This window comes from Arcobacter sp. s6 (assembly GCF_040884245.1).
Lineage (GTDB): Bacteria > Campylobacterota > Campylobacteria > Campylobacterales > Arcobacteraceae > Aliarcobacter.
Genome location: NZ_JBEVTN010000020.1, coordinates 1 through 19,882 on the forward strand (window position 1 = coordinate 1; position 19,882 = coordinate 19,882).

Below are 19,882 nucleotides of genomic sequence, written 5' to 3' on the forward strand. Positions count from 1 at the left end.
AAGTGTCTATTTATGGGCTTTATAAAGCTTTTATACATAAGAAATTGATGATTTTTTTATGTGCGAAAGTTGAGTAATTATTGTAAATAATTTACTACTTAAGAAAATTCTAGTAAAATGAGTAAAATCAAAAGAAAGTGAGAACGAAAATGTTTGTAAAATTAAATGAAAGAGTTTATTTAAACTTATCAAAAATCACAAGAACAAAAATTGACCATGTAGAAGATGGAATTAGAGTTAGATTTTATGAAGGTAAAGATCAAGTTGCTAAATCAAAAAGATTTGAAACAGTAGAAGATGCTAATAAATGGTTAGAAACATTAATTAATTTTTCAAGTAAGTAAGTATAATGAAAAAAATAATACTATTTTCATTATTTATTGCATCAACACTTTTTGCAGCAAAAGAAGATTTTCAAGGTTGTATTGAGTTGAAATTAAGTGAAGCAAAAAGTATTATTTCTTGTCCAAGTGGTGACTATGAAGTTACTTTTGCATTAAATCGTGATAAAAGAGATATGGTTGAAGAACCAAATATTGTGAAAATAGGTGAAGCTCCTCAAAAAGTTATTCAGTATATTACAAAATAAATAAGACACATAATGTGTCTTATTTAATATTATCTATTTAAAAATATCTGTCATTTGGTTTTTATACCAACCAACAGCATATTCTGCCTCTTGCATTCTGATACTTTCATTTGCATATGAAGGACTGAGTCCACCTGCACCTAATTCTTTTAAATCAATTATTTTCTCATCATGTGCTTCATATACAGCAGCAATTGAAATACCATAATTTGGAGCTACTAAACTATAACAAGTATTTGCAAGTTTTGGAGGATTTATTACTTCTTGTTTTGCTAGAATTCTAGAAATTTGAAGTGCAACAATTTTACCTTGAGAGTTTGCAGAAAAACCAGATTTAGGCATAGGAGATGCAATACATGCATCACCTATTACATATACATTTTTTACAAGTTTTGATTCAAATGTTTTAGTATTAATAGGACACCAATCTCCGTCTGTAAGGCCAGAATCAAAAGCTAATTTTCCAGCTTTTTGTTCAGGAATATAATTAAGTACATCTGCTACTATATCTCCCTCATCTGTTTTGATAGTTCTTGTTTTAGGATCTACAGATATTACTTTCCCTCCAAATTCAGAGCTTCTCCAATCAATCATACCTTTATAAAGTTTTTCCCAACCTTCTTGAAATAATCCTTGTTTAGAGAAATTGTTTTTTTGGTCAAGAATTACAATTTTAGAGTTAGGCTTATTATGTTTTAAATAGTGAGCAACTAAAGAAACTCTTTCATAAGGACCTGGAGGACATCTAAATGGATTTGCCGGGGCAACCATTATAAAAGTTCCTCCATCTTTCATATTTTGTAGTTGCTCAGTTAAAAGAACGGTTTGAGTTCCTGCTTTATATGCGTGAGGTGCATACTCTTCTGATCCTTCTATATAACCTTTATCATATTTAAAATCAATTCCTGGTGCAACAATAGCTTTAGTATAAGGTATGATTTCACCATTTTCTAAAATAACACTATTTGTAGTTCCATCAACTTTTTGAACTTTTTCATGTTTTACAATAATTTTGTATTTACTTTCTAAAGTTTTATAATCATGTTTTATATAATCAATTTTATTTATTCCAGCAATTACAGTATTACTAAATGGACAAGTATAATAATCTTTATTTTGCTCTATTAGCATAACTTCAGTATCAGGACTAAATTTTTTTAAATATTTAGCAGCTGTCGCTCCACCAAATCCACCACCTACAACAATAACTCTTTTTTTATTTGTAGAGAGTTTTGTATCTGCAATACTTGCGCAAGTTGCAAAAGATAGTGCTGTTGTTCCTAAAAGTATTTTGTTGAAACTTCTTCTATTCATCATCTTCAATCCTTCTATCTTTTAATATTTGAAAAGTAATAAGAGATTTGCTCTAACTCTTCATCGCTAAAACCTTTTGCATGTTTTTGCATCATAGTTTCAACTCTTTTACCATTTTTGTAATCTAATAAAATTTGGTACATATTAGCTTTACCCATACCAGCAATATATGGTGTAATAGCTTCAGATTTTCCATCAATTCCATGACATGAAGTGCAAGATAGGGATAACATTTCTCCACGAATTGGATCATAATCAGCAGCAAATGATAAGCTACTTAAACAAAGTAATGCTAGTGCAATTTTTTTCATTTTTTCTCCTTAGTTATACAAAGTATAATCTAAATATCATAGTTTAAAAAGCTTAAAGATAAGATAAATAGTTTTTAATAAAAACATAACAAAATGAAAGAAATTCATATTATTTTTTTTAAATAGTATAAAATATAAGTATGTTTGTTCATATTGACATCGATTGTTTTTTTGTTTCTGCTCACAGAACCCTTGATAATAGTTTATTTCATATTCCAGTTGCGGTTGGAGGACGAAGCAATCTTAATATTTTTTCATCAAAAAAAGAGATTAGAAAGATCTCAGAAAACAGTGGTGCTTTTGTTAGTACAATTCTTACTAATGAAGGTCAAAAAACTTTCAAAGAATATTTTGTAGATGAAAATGGAAAAATAAGAGGAATAATAACAACATCATCATATGAAGCAAGGTCTTATGGAGTAAAAACAGCCATGAGTGTAAATGAAGCTTTAACTTTATGTCCACATCTTAAAATGCTTCCTCCAAACTATCCTTTATATCATGATTTATCAACAAAATTAAAAGAAATATTAGTAAAAGAAATTCCTTTAGTAGAACAATTTTCTATAGATGAATTCTTTGGAGATTTAACTGGATATATAGGTGATGATGAGATAGTTGAATTTGCTTATTATTTAAAGAAAAAAATATTTAATGAGCTAAAATTACCTGTTTCAATAGGAATTGCAAATACAAAATTTCTATCAAAACTAATAACAGAATATGCAAAACCTGATGGGGTTAAATATGTTGGTGCTGATAATATAGGAAATTTTATAAAAGATATTCCAATAAAAGAGTTTCCTGGAATTGGAAAAGCTTTTCAAGAAAGACTAAAAGGTTATGGAATTAGAACTCTTGGAGATATTAAAAAAAATCAAAAACTTTTTTACTCTTGGAAAAAACCAGGAATTGATTTATACAATCGTGTTTGCGGAATAAGAGATAATAAACTAACAATAGAGCGAGAAAAAAAATCAATAGGAATAGGGCGAACCTTTGATGTTATATTTGATAGAGTTGAGCTAAAAAGAAGAGTAATGATACTTTGTAGATATCTATGCTTTTTAGTAAAAAAAGCAAATGTAAATCCACTCACCTATGCTATTTTAATAAGATATGAATATAAAGTTAAATCCAAAAACTATATAAATGTAAATAGAATATTTAATGAAATGGATTTCAAAAATGAAATGGTAAAACTTTTTGAAAGTACAGACAATCACAAAACCCATGGAATAATCCAATTAAATATCACAGTGTCAAATTTTGCAAAGGTAAATGAATATACTTATAATCTTTTTGAGTATGAAAGTGATACAAAAAAAAGAGCTTTGACAAATCAAATGCAGAAATTAAGAAATAAATATGGAATTGATATTATAAAAAGTGGTTTTGAGATTAAAAAATAAAATCATATTTATATAAAATATAGTATATTTAAATATAAAAATAAGAGAAGGATTTAAATGGCATATTTATTACAAGTTGACTTTCCACACCACGGACCTTTTGGTGAAGAATTTTCAAATGCTTTTATTGATTTAGCAAAAAATATATCAGAAGAATCTGGTTTAATTTGGAAAATTTGGACAGAAAATGAGCAAACAAAAGAAGCAGGAGGAATCTATCTTTTTGACAATGAAACTGATGCAAAAAGATATTTAGAAATGCACACAAAAAGACTTGAATCTTTTGGATATAAAGATATAAGAGTAAAGATTTTTAATGTAAATGAACCATTAAGTAAGATTACAAAAGCATCTTTTTTAAATTAAGAAAAAGGGATTATCCCTTTTTTAATCTCTTAAACATTTATGCCAAATTTGAGAAAATAAATTTATAGAAGGTTCTATTTCTTCCTCTTTTAATCCCCCAAATCCCATCATAAGAGCTTCCCATTCTCCACCAGATTTTTCTTTTGCATAGTGAAGTTTTATTTTATTTTTTACTGCTAATACTTTTAGTTTATCCCAATCAAAAGGAACAGTTGGATTAATATGAATAGATAATCCTCCTCCTTGATTTACAATCATCATTGTATCACCCAAATTTATCTCAAGATATTTTTTCATTAGAAGATATTTCTTTTTATTAAGTGTTCTCATTTTTCGTAATTGTCTATCCCAATGTCCTTCCTTCATAAACTTTTCTAATGTTTTTTGCGTGAATAAACATACTCTTGATTCAAAAACTTCGTTAAATTCTTTGAGTAAAATACTAGGAGCTACTAAATAACTAACTCTAATAGCTGGGGATAAGGATTTAGCAAATGTGCCCACATAAATTACTCTACCAAATTTATCTAACCCTTGCATGGAAGGGATAGGTCTATTGTCATATGTTAATTCACTGTCATAGTCATCTTCGATAATTAAAGCATCATTTTGTTTTGCCCATTCTAATAACTTGAGTCTATTAGAAATAGGTATAGTAACTCCTGTTGGGTATTGGTGTGATGGTGTTAAATAAACGAGTTTTGCATTTGATTTTTTAAGTTCTTTTAAATCAATTCCACTTTTATCAACAGGAATTTTTTTTATTTTATAATTATTAGCTTCAAATATTTTTCTTGTTACATAATAACCAGGATGCTCTATTGCTAATGTATTATGTGTTTTATTTAGAAGTCTTATTATAAGTTCCATAGAATCGCCAAAACCATTACATATAATAATTTGATTTGCAGTACACTTTACTCCTCTTGATTCAATAAGATATTTTGCTATTTCATCTCTTAAACCATATTCACCTTGAGCATCACGATAGGTACTAAAATTTATACTTTCATCAATAGCTTTATTAAAAATTCGTTTCCATGTTTTTAGAGGGAAAGACTCTTTTTCTAATCTTGCAGGATGAAAGTCGTATAAAAATTCCTCCTTAGTCTTCTCTTTTCCAATAGGGAGTTTAGTTTCATTTTTAAAGTTCTCATAATTTGTATCTGTCACAAAATATCCTTTTTGTGGATAACTATCAATAAACCCTTCAGCAATAAGTTGAGAATATGCAGATTCAACACTTGTTTTACTAAGATTATATATTGTTGCAACTTTCCTTATAGATTGGAGTTTATCTCCCACTTTTAGATTATGTATTATCTCTTTTTTTATCTCTTCATATACTTGGATATGAAGAGGAGTTTTACTATTTTTATTAATAAAATACAAAACTGTCCCTTTATTTTAAAATATTTTGACACTTGATAGAAGTACAGATAAATGATATATTACCATAAATAAAAGGAAAGGAATCAAGATGGAATTATTAGAAAATATAAGTAGGGATACATTAAAACTACTTAATAAATTGGAAAATATATTAAAATATATAGATGATAATACAATTTTTACAAAAAGAAATACACAAAATAGAACGATAAAACAAATTGTAGGGCATTTAATTGACTCAGCATCAAACAATACACACAGAATTATACATTTACAATATCGAAGAAGTCTATTGAATTTTCCTGATTATGCAAATCTTGGCGTCAATAATAAATGGATAGCAATACAAGATTATGATAACTATAACTGGGAAGATTTAGTGCAATTGATGAAATATACGAATATTCATATGACTAATGTAATAAAAAATATCAATATTTCAAAATTACAAAATATATGTATAAGTGCATTATTTACCAAATATACATTAGAAGAGATGATAATAGATTATCCAGTACATTTTAAATTACATTTAGATGAAATAAAAGAATTAATAGCACAAAAAAGGAAACCACGATGAAATTAACTGCATGTCCAATGGATTGTTTTGATGCTTGTGAAGTTATATATAAAGATGGTATTTGTAAAGCAAATGATAACTATATTACAAATAAAAAACTTTGTAAGAATTTTGCATATCTTATAAATGAAGAGAATATTTTTGATAAAGATTTGGTTTCTACATTAAAAAAAGTTGTAGCAAAATTAAAAGAACCTAATCAAAAAATTCTTTACTACAAAGGAAGTGGAAATATGGGTGTAATGCAAAAAATTCCAATGAAGTTTTTTGACAAAATTGGTGCTACATTTTCAAGTGGAAGTATTTGTGATGCTTCTGGTGAAGCAGGTATTGAAATGGGTAGAAAATATAATGTAAACCCAAGTATTGAAGAACTTCAAAACAGTGAGGTGATTTTGGTTTGGGGAAGAAACCTTACTCAAACATCAGCTCATATTTATAAATTAATAAAAGATAAAATATTTATCACAATTGATCCAGTAGCAACGCCTATATCTAAAAAGTCTGAAGTTTTTTTACAAATACCTCCAAAAGGAGATTTTCTTTTATCTAAGTTATTACAACAAGCTTTGGATAATAAAACTATAAAAACAGATGATTTAGCAAAACTAAATATCACACAAGAGCAGCTAAATAAAACAGTAGAACTATTAAGTAATAAAAAAGTATCTGTTATGCTTGGTGTTGGAGCCCAAAAATATAAAGAAGGTGCAGTTATATTTCATGAGATAGATAAACTATGCGATAAACTAAATCTTTTTGATGGTAAAAATAAAGGTGTTTGGTATTTGGCAAATAGTGCATATCCTTTTGAAAATAAAATATCTATAAATCCTAGTAAAACATGTACTTATGCAGATGTTAAATTTGATGATTATGATGTAGTATTTATACAAGGAGCAAACCCAGTAATATCAGCTCCTAATACTCAATATGTAATTGAATCATTAAAAAATACCTTTGTTATATTTATGGGTACCACTGCAAATGAAACTTCAAAATACGCAGATATAATCATTCCTTCCAAAACTTTTTTACAAAAAAAAGATGTAAGACTTAGCTATGGACATGATGAAGTTCGATTTTGTGAAGTGTGTGAAGAGAATAATCATGCAGTAAGTGAATATGAGCTTACTTCGTATTTATTTAAAGAGTTTGGATTTGATGGACTTCTTAGTGAAGATGAATATCTTGATTGTTTTAAAACAAAAGTAAATGATAAACCAGATATAAGATTTATGGCACAAGATACAAAAAATATAGAGTTATTAGATTTAAAAGATGATGAGTATTATCTTCTTACATCAAAACATACAGATACATTAAACTCACAATTTAAATATGATGAGTATGCATATATTCATCCAAGTAAAGGTTTTGTCGATAACCAGTTAGTTACAATATCATCTAAAATAAAGAGGATACAAATAAAAGTTAAAAATGATGAAAGAGTTTATTCAAATTCTATTTTGATATATGCAGGAAATAAGCAAGTAAATAAACTCACATCAAATGAAATAAGTGATTGTGGAACAAATGCAACATTTCAAGATATAAAATTAACTATAGTGTAATAAATAAAAAATAAAGGAGATTAAAATGAATATAGGAATATATATCTATGATGAAGCGGAAGTTTTAGATTTTGCAGGACCTTTTGAAGTTTTTTCAGTTGCAGCTAGATTTTTAGATGAGCAAAAGAAACATAATGTATTTTTAATTAGTGAAAATAATGAGCTTATTATGGCAAGAGGTGGTTTTAAATTAAATGCAACTTACCATTTTAAAAATTGTCCTAATTTAGATGTTCTAATTATAGTTGGAGGTATTCATACTGATGAGTTAAAAAAAGATAAAGTTATAGACTGGATTAAAGAAACTTCAAAAAATGCCAAACTAATAGCCTCAGTTTGTACAGGAGCTTTTTTATTAGCAAAAGCAAATGTTATTACAAATCACCAAGTTACAACTCATTGGGAAGATATAGATGATTTACAAAATGATTATCCAAGTTTAAAAGTAGTAAAAAATAAAAGATGGATAGACGAAGGAAATATTGTAACATCAGGAGGAATCTCTGCTGGTATTGATATGAGTTTGCATTTGATTCGTAAATTATATGATGAAGAACTAGCTATTAAAACAGCTAGACAAATGGAATTTGATTGGACTCAAAATTTTTAAAATTTTGAGATTAAAAAATAAAAGGGATTAGTTTTGATTAATCCCTTTTTTATGGCTGAAAAATATAAAACACAGTTAAATATTAACTATACTCTTCTGTTAATTTATTATAAAACTTTACGTATTGTGTATCACCTTCGTCTCTTGCTTTCATAGCAGGTCTTGGGTGTTCATTTAAGTGGCCAGTTAAAATATAAGGTACACTTGGCCCCCAATCTAATTCTTTTTCTAAAGGTACAATATGAGTTTCAATAAATTTAAGTACAGGAACTAATTTGTATTTTGGATTTTTTAAGAAACCTAATAATAGCTCCATTGCACAATTTCCAGCACCACGTCCAAGTCCTGAAACGGTAACATCTAAATAACTTGTACCATAAATCATAGCTTCTAGCGTATTTGCATAAGCAAGAGTTAGATTATTGTGTGCGTGAATTCCTACTTTTTTACCAACAGGTTTTGCAGCACCTAGGTATTTAGCAGTTAATTTATTGATTTGTTCTGGATAAAATGAACCAAAACTATCAGCAATATAAATAACATCAACATTTGTTTTGCTAAGTGTTTGTAAAACTTGATCTAATTCATCATCAAATGATTTTGAAATAGCCATAATATTACAAGTAGTTTCATAACCTTTTGCATGGAAATCTTCAATTAATTCAATAGCTTCTGGTAATTGATGAATATAAGTAGCAACTCTAATCATATCAACTACACTTTCACTTTTTGGTGGAATCTCTTCTTTTATTGTTCTTCCAACATCAGCCATTGTTGCAATTTTTAGATTTGTATTATTCTCACCTACAATTCTTCTAATATCAGCTTCTTTGCAGAAATTCCAAGCTCCATACTCTTCTTCCCTCATTACTGTTGGAGATACATTTTTACCAATCTCCATATAATCAATACCAGCAGCTACACATGTTTCATAAAGTGCTTTTACGAAATCGTCTGTAAAATGGTAATTGTTTACAAGTCCACCATCTCTGATTGTACAATCAAAAACTTTGATGTCTTCTCTAACTGTTAGTATTGAACCTTTTTTTTCAATCATTTTTTTCCCTCGTTGTTCTTCTTAAATAATATTTATTATAATATCTGAATGCTGCTCAAATCATCTTTAATATGAAGTTAAAGATAAAACATCTTCTACTTTATTATATGAATAAAAAGCAAAATCTTTATTTTTTGCTTTTATTGTATGCACAGCCATTCTATCAGCTAATTCATTTCCTTCTACACCTGAGTGGCCTTTTACATGATGAATTTCAATTTTATTTTTTAATTTTTCATATAATTGGTGAGTCTCTTTTATAAGTTCAAGATTTTTTATCTCTCCAGCTTTTTTTGTCCAACCCTTTGCTTTCCAGCCATAAGCCCAAGAGGTAATACAATCAATACTATATTTTGAATCGGAATAAATAGTGATAATATTTTGGCTATTTGTTTGTCTTGCTATTAATAAAGCTTGATAAAGAGCGTTTAATTCAGCAATATTATTAGTTCCTTCCTCTTCATAAGCTCCATAAAGTAAGACAGGATTTTTTTTATTTGAATAAATTGCAAGTCCACTTCCTGCATTTCCAGGATTTCCCGAACATGCTCCATCACAATAGATTCTTATATGCTCTTCCTCATCATCTTTTTCTTCAATTTTAGAAATAGTTGTTTCTTCTTTCTTAGGAATTTTATAAACTGATTTCGCTTTAATATTGTTAAACTCTAATACCATATGATAATTTTTTATTATTTGCTCTTGAGCTTTTAGGGATAAATCACCCTTTAAAAGCATTAATAAATTTGTATCATTCTTTGATACTTCTTTATTTAAAGCCAATTCTTTCCAATTTTCTAAAGCAGGGTAATCTAAATTTAATATTCTAAATTGTTCTTTATTTAGGGTATTTTTATGGGATATTAGCTCTATGAAACTATTATTTATGATCATTCTTATTTTCTCTATTTCTTTAAATTTAATAGGAAGTATACTAAAAAATATTATAGGGCTTGCTTTTATTAAAACATTCAGTTATACTGTGTGTACTTAAGATGAATTCGAGTTTCATCTGTTATTTTATTTTATGCTTTTTATTGATTCCCACACTATTAATATTACACATTATTTACATTTAGACAACAAGCTCATATTTATCTTTTGATTAACTTCATAAAAATGAAGAAAAAAAAGGAAAATCATATGTCAATTACACATATAAAAACAAACAAAAAAATCGAAGTTTTATTAAGACTTTTAGCAAATAATGAAAACTTAGCGGATGCAAGTTCAAAAGCTGGATTAAATATTGAAAAAACAAAAGTAATTCTTAATAAGAAAAACAACTAAAATTATATAGAAATTATTATTTCTATATAAAATCGAGTATAAAAGACTCCCTCTAATTATTTCTAATAATCTATTGACTATAATCATGCCTAACTTATTTTAAATTAGTTACAATAAATAAAATTAAAGAAAATGGAGTTTTTATGCTTTCAAAATTATCAATAAAACAAAAACTGATTTTAATAATGTTAATACCACTTATTGTGGTTATTTTATTAGCAGCAAAATTAGCAATAGATTCATTTAGTACATCTAAAAATTTAAGAAATTTAGATCAAGTTGTTATTCTTTCTACAAAAATTGGAGCTTTAGTTCATGAAACTCAAAAAGAAAGAGGAATGACCGCTGGTTTTTTAGGAAGTTCAGGTGAAAAATTTAAAACTGAATTACCATCTCAAAGATTAAATGTTGATGAAAGATTAAAAGAATTAAACAACTTTTTATCTGTATTTGATAAAAATAAATATAGTTCTGAATTTTTAGAATATTTAAGTAATGGACTTAAAAAACTTGAAGATTTGTCAAGCACTAGAAATGGTGTAAGCTCTTTATCTTTAGATGCTTCTATCGCTATTGGATATTATACAGATTTAAATAAATTATTATTAAATGTGATTGGAACAATTACAAAATTGTCAAATAGTGCAACTGTATCCCAAGAATTAGTTTCTTATATGAATTTTTTATTATCAAAAGAAAGAGCAGGAATTGAGCGAGCTGTAGGGACTAATACTTTTGCAAAAGATAGTTTTGGTGCTGGAATGAAAGCAAAATTTTATACTTTGGTAGCTGAACAAAATGCTTATATGGATTCCTTTTTAAAAGTTTCTGATTTAGAAATAGTTAAATTTTATAAAACTACTTTACAAGGTGAATCGGTAGATGAAGTTGAAAGAATAAGAAAAATTGCATTGTATAGTGATATTGATTCAAAGTTTAATGTAGATGCTAATCATTGGTTTAAAGAAATTACAGAAAAAATAAATCTATTAAAAAAAGTTGAAGATCATATTTCAGGAACTTTGTTAAAAACAATTGAAAATGAAATGAGTACAGCAAATCAAAATATGATTGTGTTTGGTTTATTAAGTATTTTAGGAATTGCTTTAACTATGATTTTAGCAAGAACTATTGCTTTTACTATTTTAATTGATGTTGATTCTGTAAAAAGAGGGGTAGAAAACTTTTTTGCATTTATTAATTTTGAAAAAGATGATATAGAACTTATAGATGTAAAATCTAATGATGAGTTAGGGGTTATGTCAAAAATCATCAATAAAAATATTGAAGATACAAAAGTAAATATTCAAAAAGATAGAGCATTAATAGCTGATACTATTCGTGTTACAAATGCTATTAACAATGGATATTTAAATACAAAAATAGAACTTGATTCAAATAATCCTTCTTTAAATGAATTAAAAAATATCATTAATGAAATGTTAGAAACTTTAAATGGAAATATTTCGAATATTTTAAAAGTACTAACTTCATATTCAAAACTTGATTTTAGACCAAAATTAGCCAATAATAATCTTGAAGGTATTATAAAAGAACTTGAAAAAGATGTAAATATTTTAGGTGATGTTATAACTCAAACTTTACTTGAAAATAAAAAAATAGGTGTGACTTTAAGTAATAATGCCAATATATTAACTCAAAATATGCAAGGAATTGCAAATGCTGCAAACTCTCAAGCAGCATCATTAGAAGAGACAGCTGCATCTTTAGAAGAGATAACTTCAAATATAACAAATAATACTCAAACAACAGCAAAGATGGCAGATTATGGGAATAAAGTTAAAACTTCAATCTCTTTAGGACAAGAATTAGCTAATAAAACTGTAGATTCTATGGAAGATATTAATTCTCAAACAACAGCTATTAGTGAAGCAATAAGTGTTATTGATCAAATTGCATTTCAAACAAATATTCTTTCACTAAATGCAGCTGTTGAAGCAGCAACAGCAGGAGAAGCTGGACGTGGTTTTGCAGTTGTTGCAGGAGAAGTGCGAACACTTGCTAGTAGAAGTGCTGAAGCTGCCAAACAAATAAAAGATTTAGTTGAAAATGCTCAAAGAAAAACTAAAGAAGGTAAAGATATAGCTTCTGATATGATAAAAGGTTATGGTGAATTAAATGAAAATATTACTATAACATTAGAATTAATTCAAAATGTAACAACAGCTAGTAAAGAGCAATCAATAGGAATGATTCAAATAAATGATACAGTTAATAGTTTAGATCAAATTACACAACAAAATGCGCAAAATGCATCTTCTGCAAATGAAATAGCTCAACAAACTCTTGAAATATCAAATGAAATTATTACTCAAGCTGATGCAAAAGAGTTTAATGGAAAAGATTCTATTAAAATATAAGAATTCTTATTTTAATAAAGTATTAGAGTAAAGGCTTAGTCTTTTACTCTTCTTTATGACGTCTTCCATTGAAAAGTACAACTTTATCTAGTCTTATTTTCTCTTTTGTATTTAAAACCATAAATTCAAACCCATCTATTACTTCCATTGTTTGAACTAAACCTTTAAGTGTTTTTTTCTCACCATTATCTAAGAAAACAACAGTTGATGGAATTTTTCTTTGCATTGCTACATTTAACTGATCAAAGAAATCTAAAGAAATTGGAGTGTACATAAATAAGACCTTTTTTTGATTTGAAAAAGGATTTTAGTATTAATTGAATTAATAAATGATTTTTTATTTTAAAATGATATACTTAAAATACTTATATAAAAGGAGCCACATGATAACAAGAAAAATAATTGGTAGTAGAATGAGTAAAATTGTTGAGCATAATGGTGTAATATATTTTGCAGGAATTGTTCCAACTGATAAAACGGTTGATGTAAAAGGTCAAACAAAAGAGGTATTAAATATTGCAAAAGAACTTTTTGAACAATCAAATACAGATAAAGAAAATATTTTAAGAGCTGAAATTTATTTAAAAGATATAGATAGAGATTTTGCAGATTTTAATGAAATTTGGGATGAATGGGTTTCAAAAGAGAATCCTCCTGCACGTGCTTGTGTACAAGCTAGTATGTCAACACCTCAAACTTTAGTGGAGATCATATTTACATCTGTAAAAAAGTAAAAACAATTTGTTTTTACTTTTTTAAGGTATATAGCTTTGCTTTTTATTTATAAAAGAAGTAGTATAAAAAATCTCTCTTAAAAATAAAAATAGAGAGATTATCAAACAAATCATCGCTAAAATAAATAAAATAGCGATAAATAAAAAGTCTTTAAAATCAAAGATAGCACTTAAAAACATAGTTACAATAACCATAGCTACAAGCAAGCCTGTACTTGTAGCAAATAGTATGGCTAGATTTGTATTTTTCATTCTCATAGTTAGGAATTCTCTTCTTTGAGTTATTTTTAAAATAGATTTTTCATCTTTTAATATATTCTCTTCTTCATATTTATCTAACTTATCAACTTTATCAATAATTCTTGAAAGTCTTCCAGTAAAAACATTTAACAATCCTGCCACGCCTGCCAGTAAAAATACAGGAGCTACAGAGAGTTGTATCAGTTGAGAAACTATATTTACGCCATCTGAATTTAATTGAGTTATCATATTTTCTTCTTATTTTTTTATTTACTTTATATTACATTTCCCAAATTTACATTTCAGAAGTTTTATTATCATATAAATGAAGTATAAAGCAATACCAACTTCAAATATTTTATATATTATTTCCAATATTTTGCCTATTTTATTTCATCAATAATTTCTAATAACTGATCTTGTGCTTCTTGAGCAATTTCTATTAAATCAGGATTAATATCATCAACTAATTGAACAAGTGAGTTCATGGCTATCATAGTTTCACCATCTTGAGTATAAACAGAGATTTTACAAGGCATAATAATAGAAAGAGACATATCTTCACTTAAAAACTTTTCAGCAATTATAGGATTGCAAATATCAACTATTTGACACTCATTTCCTAAGTCAATTCCTTTAGATTTTAAAGTTTCTTTTACATTATGAATATGTTGAATTCCAAATTTATATTTTGAAGATATTTCTTTTAGGCTCTCAACTACTTCTTGAACACTTTTACTTGATGTTTCTACATATTGCATTTATTTTCCTTCTTTTAGTTTTGAAATTTTATTAATTATATCAAATTAGTTTTTATAAAAAGCCAATTTTTTTACTTCAAGTTTATCAAACATACTTAGCATATTGTTATAATCTTGGTGTAAAGTTCTATTGATTAAAAACTCTTTTCCTTCAAGAATATTTACAGCTCTTTGTATTTTTTCTTTTCCATAAACATTATTTAAAGCCTCTTCATAATCAGCCCATACAATTTCTTCATTATTCATTCTAATTAATTGAGCAACTAAATGACCAAATTTATTACTTGAGAATTCTAAGATTTCTAGAGCATCATCATACTCTTGTAAAAGTAGTAACATTTGAGCTTTAAAATCTCCCATTGTGAAGTTTTCTTTGAAAATTACACCAATATAAAGTTGCATATTAAGTGAATCATCTAAACTATCAACTGTGTCTAAAATATCATTTACATCATATTTTTCAAAGTTTAAAACCATATCTCTGATTAGTTTTCCATTGTTTTTATTATTGTAAACCATATCATCAAGAGGATAAACTTCTGAGAAGTTTGGAACAATCATTTGACAAGAATAGAAATCTAAATATGTATATTCTCTTACATACATTTCTCTATTTTGTGAAGCTAAAATATCTAATAAAAATGCATATTCATCATCACTTCCATTTCCTTCATATTTCCAAGGAGCATATTCAAAGCTTTTTTTAGCACTTAAAAATGGGAATCCAATTTTCCCATTTGAATCAATAAAATGAGCTTCAATATTAAAGCTATCAGCTACTAAACTCATATCAAAAGTAGGAATTTCAAAGGCATCAAGATTTGTCAAATCTCTTCCTTGCATAAGTTCAGTCATGGTTCGCTCAAGACTCACTTCTAAAATAGGGTGAGCTCCAAAAGATACAAAAAGAGTATTGTTTTTAGTGTTTATTAGAGAAATTGCAGTTACAGGAAAAACTCCACCTAAAGATGAATCTAAAACTTCAATGATATAACCTAAACTTCTTAAAGTCTCTACATCTTTATAAACTTTTGGAAAAGATTTTACTAATTCATCCGGAAATTTAGGAAGTGCATAACCTTCTTTGATAATTGCGATTTTTACATATCTTTCAAAAATTTCACTTAAAGCTTGAACTTTTGCTTCATTTGCTGTGTTTCCAGTTGCAAGACCATTACTTACAAATAGGTTACTTAAGATATTTATTGGAATATATGTTTTTACTTTATCAGATTCTCTAATAAATGGAAGAGCTACTATCTTGTCCATATAATCACTGTTAAAGTCTACTAAGTCCTTGTCTTCTAGTTCACCATTTGCATCATAAATCTCTTTTAATTTAGGGTTTAAATAATCTCCTCCAAAATCAAAAGCAACTTCATCAGGATAATATTTTCTATTTGGAAGATGGAAATCTATAAAAAAGTTGTTAGTTTGTAATCTTTCGATATATTCTCCATAAGCACTTGCTATTGAAGCATCTGAGATTGTTCCTTTTCCATTTGAATAGATATGATTTGGAGCTTCATTTGAAGCTAAATTTACTGAAAAGCAATTTTCTAAAGGATGTTTTTCTTGTGAAAAAGATGCTTCACAACCTACATCTTTTAAAACTTCTTTCATTTTATTAATTGATTGTTCTACTGGGCTATTTTTTGATAATAAATTCATTTGATTATTTTTCTCGATTCATATTGATTTTTAAGATATTCAGATTATAGCCAAAAAAAATATATTTTAAGAATAGCTTAGAATTATTAGATACAATATGAAACTAATATAAAATAAAAGGTTGCTAAATGGCAAAAGGGAAAAAAACTTTAATCAAAGAAATTAAAAAATTAGATGATGATATTCTATTAATAAATGGAAAAGAGTATGTAATAGTTGAAGATACAGAAAATATTGAAACAGCAACAACAATGAAAATCTCATCAAATGGAAATAGAATTTTAAGATTTGAAGATGAAAAGAAAAAAGCTACAATAGATGTAAAAAGGGATATTGATATAGTTAAATATACATTTTTAGATGCAAGTGTTGCTAAAAAATTTGCAAAAGGCTACGACAAATCAGTAATCACAAAAGATGATAAAAGAGAAGAGATAGGAAATGCAAGTTCATTTGTAAAAGCTAGAAAAATCATAAATACATATATTTCAAAAAATGGTGAAAACTATGACCCAAAAAATGGTAAAACTACTTTTTACGTAACAGAAGAAGCGTAAAATAAGAAACATTAAATTGTTTCTTATTTACTAAAAGCAATTTTCAATCCAATTAATATTAATACTGCACCTACAACTCTATCAAACCAAATACCAAATTTTTTAAAGAATTCTCTAACTCTTCTTTGACTTAAAATTATCGATAAAAAAACAAACCATAACATAACTTCAAAAATACAAGCAATTCCATATATAGCCTGGACATAAATAGGCGTATCAATAGAGATAATAACTGTAAATAATGATATGAAAAATATTGTTGCTTTAGGATTTAGAGCATTACATAAAAATCCCATAGAAAAAGATTTTATATTGCTCATATTTTTTATCTCAATATCTTTATTTTCTTCTATTTTTAAACCTTTTGATTTTAGACTTTGATAACCTATATATATCAAATATCCAGCACCTAAAAATTTGATAATAGTAAATAGAATTATAGATTTAGAAATAATAAGCCCAATACCAAGTAGTGTATAAATCACATGAACACCAATACCTAAGCCAATACCAATACTTGTATATATTGATGATTTTTTCCCATAAGTTATACTTTGTTTTAAAACCATAGCAAAATCAGGACCAGGACTAATAACTGCAAAAAATGTAGCAATGATAACTATTAGAAATTCATTTAAATATGTAGAAAATTCAATCATTTATTTATTTCTTTTTTTAAAATTATATCATCAAATTTATTCTAAAATATAGAAGAAAATTGCTATTAACTTTGAGAATAGAGATAAATATTACAAAATGCAATAAAATAAGCTTTAAAAAATTAAATAATATATAATTCAAAATACATAAACTCAAGGAGTATATTTTGAAAATATGTGCAATAGACTTAAAAGCAAATAATACAATATTAGTAGTTTTAGAAAAAAACAATGATGAAATAGATTATATAGATTTAAAAGTGAAAAAAATCGAGTTAGCTGATGATGAAGTTCAAGAAAATATCATCGCTTATTCTAAAGTTATAAATGAGTTTTTACAAAAGAATCAAATAGAGCAAGTTCTTATCAAAAAAAGAGCTAAAAAAGGCTCTTTTTCTGGTGGCTCAAATACTTTTAAAGCTGAAGCTATTATCCAACTAAATACGGTTTGTAAAGTTGAGCTAATTTCTGCTCAAACTATCAATGCCTTTGAGAAAAAAAACAATATTGAATTTCCAAAAAATCTAAAAAAATATCAAGAGCAAGCATACTTATGCGCCCTGTCATTTTTGGAAAAACAGTGAAATAATCTAAATTAATTCAAAAATAGTTTTAATTGTTACAATTATGATATAATGTTGTAATTTCAGCGTACATCGGTCTACGCCTGACTTCGTTTTTGTATCCACTTTACAACTCAACTAAACTCATATTATATAACCTAGATCGTAACTCAAGTTTACAGCTTTTGATAGGTTCATAAAAAACAAGGTACTTATGTCATTTTCAAACTTAGGGCTATGCTCAGAACTTTTACGTGCAATAAAAGAAGAGGGTTATACAACTCCTACGCCTATTCAATCAAAGTCTATTCCAGTAATTTTATCAAAAAAAGATGTTTTAGCAGGTGCTCAAACGGGTACTGGGAAAACAGCTGGTTTTACACTACCTTTATTACAAAGGTTAAAAACATCTTATTCAAAAGATAAAAAATCTCATGTAAGAGCACTTATTTTAACTCCTACAAGAGAACTTGCAGCTCAAGTTGCAGCTAGTGTTGAAACTTATGGAAAATATCTTCCTTTTAAATCAGCTGTAATTTTCGGTGGAGTTGGAATCAATCCTCAAATTGCACTTTTAAGAAAAGGTGTTGATATCGTTATTGCAACTCCTGGAAGACTTCTTGATTTAGTTTCTCAAAATTGTTTAGATTTAACAAAAATAGAATTTTTTATTTTAGATGAAGCTGATAGAATGCTTGATATGGGATTTATAAATGATATTAAAAAAGTTCTTGCAATCTTACCAAAAGAGAGACAAAATCTACTTTTTTCAGCAACTTTCTCAGAAGATATCAAAAAACTTGCAGATAGTTTACTAAATACACCTGTTTTAATAGAAGTTGCTAAAGCAAATAGTACTTCACATAAGGTACAGCAAATAGTTCATCATGTAGATAGAGAGAGAAAAAAAGAACTTTTACTTCATCTTGTGCATAAAAACAATTGGAAACAAGTTTTAGTTTTTACTAGAACAAAACATGGAGCAAACAAATTGAGTGAAGCGCTTGTAAAAGATGGTATTACATCAGCTGCTATTCATGGTAATAAATCACAAGGTGCAAGAACAAAAGCCTTAGATGATTTTAAAGTTGGAAATGTAAGAGTATTGGTAGCCACTGACATTGCAGCACGTGGTATTGATATTGACCAACTTCCACATGTAATAAATTTTGAATTACCAAATATTGCAGAAGATTATGTGCATAGAATTGGAAGAACAGGACGAGCTGGAAATGAAGGTATTGCTATATCTTTAGTTTGTGTAGATGAGCATGATTATTTATGGGGAATTGAAAAACTAATTAAAGAAAAAATCAAAAAGATTGAAATACTAGGCTTTAAAGTAGATCCAAATATAAAAGCTGAACCAATTCAAAACAGAAGCAACAGAGGAAATAGTTCAAATCAAAATCGAACAGCAAAACCTAAAGATGGTGCAAAAAAATCATTTGGAAGAAAAAAAGAAGATGCATCTGCACCTTCTAAAAATAAAAATAACAGAAATAGTGAAAATAAATTTGGAAGTAAAAATAGTAACCACTCAACTAATAATACTTCAAAAAATAGAAGAACTAATTCTGGTTTTAAAAATAATTAGTAAATTCTAAAAATATGCAAGTAAAGTATGATGTTTATACAAAAATGACTTTACTTGTTTAAATACTAACTCAAAACTATCTAAAATCTCATCTTGAAAACTTCTTTGTTTATACATTGATGTTTGCATAATTTATCCTTTTATAAAGATTATTCCTTATTTTATCAATATTTATAAAAATTATCAATATATTTTGTTAGAATTGGAAAATAAAAATTAAGTGG

24 protein-coding genes are annotated in these 19,882 nt (G+C 27.0%); 13 read left to right on the top strand and 11 right to left on the bottom strand.

The genetic code is table 11. The features are described from left to right. Nucleotides 1-149: 149 nt before the first annotated feature. Nucleotides 150-344 carry a sodium-dependent tyrosine transporter gene (locus ABVS04_RS12665; RefSeq protein ID WP_368031106.1) on the top strand — a complete coding sequence of 65 codons (195 nt, stop codon included), beginning with the start codon at nt 150-152 and terminating at the stop codon, nt 342-344. 5 nt (nt 345-349) lie between these two features. Then, entirely contained in the window at nt 350-589 is a 240-nt protein-coding gene (locus ABVS04_RS12670; protein WP_368031107.1) for a hypothetical protein, read from the top strand. A 33-nt stretch (nt 590-622) separates the two neighbouring features. On the opposite strand, the gene ABVS04_RS12675 is transcribed toward ABVS04_RS12670, so the two are convergent. Beyond that, the gene (locus tag ABVS04_RS12675; RefSeq protein WP_368031108.1) at nt 623-1,903 is read right to left on the bottom strand and encodes an FCSD flavin-binding domain-containing protein; all 1,281 of its coding nucleotides are present in this window, start codon (nt 1,901-1,903) and stop codon (nt 623-625) included. A gap of 14 nt (nt 1,904-1,917) precedes the next feature. After that, a complete protein-coding gene (locus ABVS04_RS12680) occupies nt 1,918-2,214 on the bottom strand; it encodes a cytochrome c (protein ID WP_368031109.1) in 297 nt (98 codons plus the stop codon). Nucleotides 2,215-2,354: 140 nt separating this feature from the next. Here ABVS04_RS12680 and ABVS04_RS12685 point away from each other — a divergent pair, with 140 nt between their 5' ends. Then, nucleotides 2,355-3,626: a DNA polymerase IV gene (locus tag ABVS04_RS12685; protein WP_368031111.1), complete on the top strand. Its 1,272-nt coding sequence runs from the start codon at nt 2,355-2,357 to the stop codon at nt 3,624-3,626. 57 nt (nt 3,627-3,683) lie between these two features. Beyond that, a complete protein-coding gene (locus tag ABVS04_RS12690; protein WP_368031112.1) occupies nt 3,684-3,992 on the top strand; it encodes a monooxygenase in 309 nt (102 codons plus the stop codon). 21 nt (nt 3,993-4,013) lie between these two features. Here the strand turns inward: ABVS04_RS12690 and ABVS04_RS12695 are convergent, their stop codons facing one another. Next, nucleotides 4,014-5,384 carry a PLP-dependent aminotransferase family protein gene (locus ABVS04_RS12695; protein WP_368031113.1) on the bottom strand — a complete coding sequence of 457 codons (1,371 nt, stop codon included), beginning with the start codon at nt 5,382-5,384 and terminating at the stop codon, nt 4,014-4,016. Between the two features lie 88 nt (nt 5,385-5,472). On the opposite strand from ABVS04_RS12695, the gene ABVS04_RS12700 reads away from it, so the two are divergent. Genes ABVS04_RS12700 through ABVS04_RS12710 form a run of 3 tightly spaced genes read left to right on the top strand, consistent with a single transcriptional unit; the run spans nt 5,473 to nt 8,148 of the window. Continuing rightward, nucleotides 5,473-5,964 carry a hypothetical protein gene (locus ABVS04_RS12700; RefSeq protein ID WP_368031114.1) on the top strand — a complete coding sequence of 164 codons (492 nt, stop codon included), beginning with the start codon at nt 5,473-5,475 and terminating at the stop codon, nt 5,962-5,964. Further along, nucleotides 5,961-7,538, top strand: a complete 1,578-nt coding sequence (locus ABVS04_RS12705; protein ID WP_368031115.1) for a molybdopterin-dependent oxidoreductase — start codon at nt 5,961-5,963, stop codon at nt 7,536-7,538. The genes ABVS04_RS12700 and ABVS04_RS12705 overlap by 4 nt, the downstream gene beginning before the upstream one ends. A 25-nt stretch (nt 7,539-7,563) precedes the next feature. After that, nucleotides 7,564-8,148 (top strand): DJ-1/PfpI family protein, encoded by a 585-nt coding sequence (locus ABVS04_RS12710; RefSeq protein WP_368031116.1) that lies wholly within the window; start codon nt 7,564-7,566, stop codon nt 8,146-8,148. Nucleotides 8,149-8,230: 82 nt separating this feature from the next. Here ABVS04_RS12710 and ABVS04_RS12715 read toward each other — a convergent pair whose 3' ends face one another. Then, entirely contained in the window at nt 8,231-9,205 is a 975-nt protein-coding gene (locus tag ABVS04_RS12715) for an aldolase catalytic domain-containing protein (protein ID WP_368031117.1), read from the bottom strand. A gap of 66 nt (nt 9,206-9,271) precedes the next feature. Further along, nucleotides 9,272-10,099 carry a ribonuclease H family protein gene (locus tag ABVS04_RS12720; protein WP_368031118.1) on the bottom strand — a complete coding sequence of 276 codons (828 nt, stop codon included), beginning with the start codon at nt 10,097-10,099 and terminating at the stop codon, nt 9,272-9,274. 249 nt (nt 10,100-10,348) lie between these two features. Here ABVS04_RS12720 and ABVS04_RS12725 point away from each other — a divergent pair, with 249 nt between their 5' ends. Both ABVS04_RS12725 and ABVS04_RS12730 read left to right on the top strand, forming a co-directional pair. After that, nucleotides 10,349-10,495 (top strand): hypothetical protein, encoded by a 147-nt coding sequence (locus ABVS04_RS12725; RefSeq protein WP_368031119.1) that lies wholly within the window; start codon nt 10,349-10,351, stop codon nt 10,493-10,495. 143 nt (nt 10,496-10,638) lie between these two features. Then, nucleotides 10,639-12,876 carry a nitrate- and nitrite sensing domain-containing protein gene (locus tag ABVS04_RS12730; RefSeq protein ID WP_368031120.1) on the top strand — a complete coding sequence of 746 codons (2,238 nt, stop codon included), beginning with the start codon at nt 10,639-10,641 and terminating at the stop codon, nt 12,874-12,876. A gap of 43 nt (nt 12,877-12,919) precedes the next feature. Here ABVS04_RS12730 and ABVS04_RS12735 read toward each other — a convergent pair whose 3' ends face one another. Beyond that, entirely contained in the window at nt 12,920-13,150 is a 231-nt protein-coding gene (locus ABVS04_RS12735) for a transcriptional antiterminator Rof (protein ID WP_368031121.1), read from the bottom strand. A 109-nt stretch (nt 13,151-13,259) separates the two neighbouring features. Here ABVS04_RS12735 and ABVS04_RS12740 point away from each other — a divergent pair, with 109 nt between their 5' ends. Continuing rightward, on the top strand, nt 13,260-13,610 hold the full coding sequence (locus ABVS04_RS12740; RefSeq protein ID WP_368031122.1) for a RidA family protein: 351 nt from the start codon (nt 13,260-13,262) through the stop codon (nt 13,608-13,610). Between the two features lie 21 nt (nt 13,611-13,631). On the opposite strand, the gene ABVS04_RS12745 is transcribed toward ABVS04_RS12740, so the two are convergent. The 3 genes from ABVS04_RS12745 to ABVS04_RS12755 form a co-directional block, all read right to left on the bottom strand. Further along, complete coding sequence (locus ABVS04_RS12745) at nt 13,632-14,099, bottom strand: DUF2721 domain-containing protein (protein WP_368031123.1); 468 nt, start codon at nt 14,097-14,099, stop codon at nt 13,632-13,634. A 134-nt stretch (nt 14,100-14,233) separates the two neighbouring features. Next, nucleotides 14,234-14,611 (bottom strand): DUF302 domain-containing protein, encoded by a 378-nt coding sequence (locus tag ABVS04_RS12750; RefSeq protein ID WP_368031124.1) that lies wholly within the window; start codon nt 14,609-14,611, stop codon nt 14,234-14,236. Between the two features lie 45 nt (nt 14,612-14,656). Continuing rightward, nucleotides 14,657-16,282, bottom strand: a complete 1,626-nt coding sequence (locus ABVS04_RS12755) for a YcaO-like family protein (RefSeq protein WP_368031126.1) — start codon at nt 16,280-16,282, stop codon at nt 14,657-14,659. A gap of 128 nt (nt 16,283-16,410) precedes the next feature. On the opposite strand from ABVS04_RS12755, the gene ABVS04_RS12760 reads away from it, so the two are divergent. Beyond that, complete coding sequence (locus ABVS04_RS12760; RefSeq protein WP_368031127.1) at nt 16,411-16,839, top strand: hypothetical protein; 429 nt, start codon at nt 16,411-16,413, stop codon at nt 16,837-16,839. 23 nt (nt 16,840-16,862) lie between these two features. Here the strand turns inward: ABVS04_RS12760 and ABVS04_RS12765 are convergent, their stop codons facing one another. Then, nucleotides 16,863-17,498: a LysE family translocator gene (locus tag ABVS04_RS12765; protein WP_368031128.1), complete on the bottom strand. Its 636-nt coding sequence runs from the start codon at nt 17,496-17,498 to the stop codon at nt 16,863-16,865. A 167-nt stretch (nt 17,499-17,665) separates the two neighbouring features. Here ABVS04_RS12765 and ABVS04_RS12770 point away from each other — a divergent pair, with 167 nt between their 5' ends. After that, nucleotides 17,666-18,082: a DUF3010 family protein gene (locus tag ABVS04_RS12770; protein ID WP_368031129.1), complete on the top strand. Its 417-nt coding sequence runs from the start codon at nt 17,666-17,668 to the stop codon at nt 18,080-18,082. 193 nt (nt 18,083-18,275) lie between these two features. Next, nucleotides 18,276-19,658, top strand: a complete 1,383-nt coding sequence (locus ABVS04_RS12775) for a DEAD/DEAH box helicase (RefSeq protein WP_368031130.1) — start codon at nt 18,276-18,278, stop codon at nt 19,656-19,658. A 6-nt stretch (nt 19,659-19,664) separates the two neighbouring features. Here the strand turns inward: ABVS04_RS12775 and ABVS04_RS12780 are convergent, their stop codons facing one another. Next, the gene (locus tag ABVS04_RS12780) at nt 19,665-19,787 is read right to left on the bottom strand and encodes a hypothetical protein (protein ID WP_368031131.1); all 123 of its coding nucleotides are present in this window, start codon (nt 19,785-19,787) and stop codon (nt 19,665-19,667) included. Nucleotides 19,788-19,882 lie beyond the last annotated feature (95 nt).